The organism is Methanoregula sp., from assembly GCF_002835825.1.
Lineage (GTDB): Archaea > Halobacteriota > Methanomicrobia > Methanomicrobiales > Methanospirillaceae > Methanoregula.
The window spans coordinates 1-1,416 of record NZ_PIZH01000533.1; the positions used below are offsets into that span (position 1 = coordinate 1).

Consider the following 1,416-nt stretch of genomic DNA (forward strand, 5'->3'; position numbering starts at 1 on the left):
CACCCGTTGTGGCGATCCGCTCCTGCTCACGGCATAGTCCGGCTGCATCATCGGACTGCCGGAATATACGGTTGTTTCCACAAGAATGTCCGGTTGTGCACCACCCTGTACGGTAAGCTCCCCGGCACCAAGGATAATCCGGACATCTCCGGATGATGCCCCTTCAAGCGGGAACGAACTGGTGTTGGCTGACGTGAAGGCCATCCTGTTGAAGGGAGATGCAACCGGTTCCGGGCCGGGTGACAACCCGCCCGAGAGCGCGAAGATCGCAAACCCGAACGCATACGAGACGATCGTGATGGCGATAAGCCAGAGGATAACCCGGGTCATCGTCAGGCCGGAGAGGCTGGCTGCACAAACGGCAAGGATATCTTTGTCACCGGATCTTTCGGGTTTCATGGTTCACTCTCCGTTTCCGTGATAACCCTTATGTTCCACTTGAGGTACTGGATGCAGATGCGATAGAAGAACCGGCCCAGGTAGTAGGTCCAGATAATGACGAGCAGCCCGGTCGTTGTCATACCGATCGAGATGAACACCCCGGCAAGGGGGGAATACCAGACAGAGAAGGCAGAAAGCCCTGCCAACTGGAGGAGGGACCAGATGATCCCGGTGATCCCTGCAAAGGTTGTCATCACCCCGACCATGAAGACAATGAAGAGCATCAGGACGAGGAGGAGGAACGGGACCAGCACGACGACGAGGTTAAAAAGCCCGAGTCCGAGCGTTGCCAGCACCGCGTGGAGGATGTTTTTGCATGAACGGTTGCTCTCGGCCTTCCTGACAAGATGCAGGGCACGGATCTCCCGCGCGATATCATCCGGCGAGCCGAGTGAGCGCCAGAGCTCCTCATCGGTCCGCCCGCTCTCCTTTCCCATCCGGAAGTGCTCGGCGTAATCGGAGACTATGTCGTCGAGCTCGTCCTCGCCAAGGGTGCCTTCGAGCCGGCTTGTGAGGACCCGGATATATTCCTGTTCATTCTGGATCATCGTTCTTCTTCTCCAGGAGTGCGCTGACCGATGCAGCGAACTGCATCCATTCTTCCCGCTGTGCATGCTCCTCGTTCCTCCCTCGCTCGGTGAGCCGGTAGTACTTCCGTGGCGGACCGCCCGGGGACTCCTGGAGGTACGTGGTGACATGTCCTTCGTCTTTGAGGCGGTGGAGGAGGGGGTAGATGGTGCCTTCCGAGATATTGATCCGTTTGGAGATCTCGGCAACGAGTTCGTACCCGTAACAGTCCTTATAGGCCAGAACAGAGAGGACGCAGATCTCAAGCACGCCTTTTTTCAGCTGGATGTTCATTCTGACTCCCTGGTCGGATGCAATGCCCCGCCCCCGGCAGCAGAGGGTAGAGGGTTCTTCGTGCCGGCTGCCGGGGATTCCGGGTAAACGCGTGTTAATTGCTTAACACAGTAT

Annotated in this window: 3 protein-coding genes; all 3 read right to left on the reverse strand. The window is 57.6% G+C overall.

The genetic code is table 11. From position 1 onward, the window contains the following. On the reverse strand, positions 1-399 hold a 399-nt coding region (locus CW742_RS13030; RefSeq protein WP_292421058.1), incomplete at its 3' end, for a toast rack family protein. After that, on the reverse strand, positions 396-989 hold the full coding sequence (locus CW742_RS13035; protein WP_292421060.1) for an HAAS signaling domain-containing protein: 594 nt from the start codon (positions 987-989) through the stop codon (positions 396-398). The genes CW742_RS13035 and CW742_RS13030, both read right to left, overlap by 4 nt. Continuing rightward, entirely contained in the window at positions 976-1,302 is a 327-nt protein-coding gene (locus CW742_RS13040) for a PadR family transcriptional regulator (protein ID WP_292421062.1), read from the reverse strand. Before CW742_RS13040 ends, CW742_RS13035 begins: the two co-directional genes overlap by 14 nt. Positions 1,303-1,416 lie beyond the last annotated feature (114 nt).

Coding starts and splice junctions, on each gene's coding strand:
- CW742_RS13035 (WP_292421060.1), bottom strand. CDS start 989: ATGATCCAGAATGAACAGGAATATATCCGGGTCCTCACAAGCCGGCTC.
- CW742_RS13040 (WP_292421062.1), bottom strand. CDS start 1,302: ATGAACATCCAGCTGAAAAAAGGCGTGCTTGAGATCTGCGTCCTCTCT.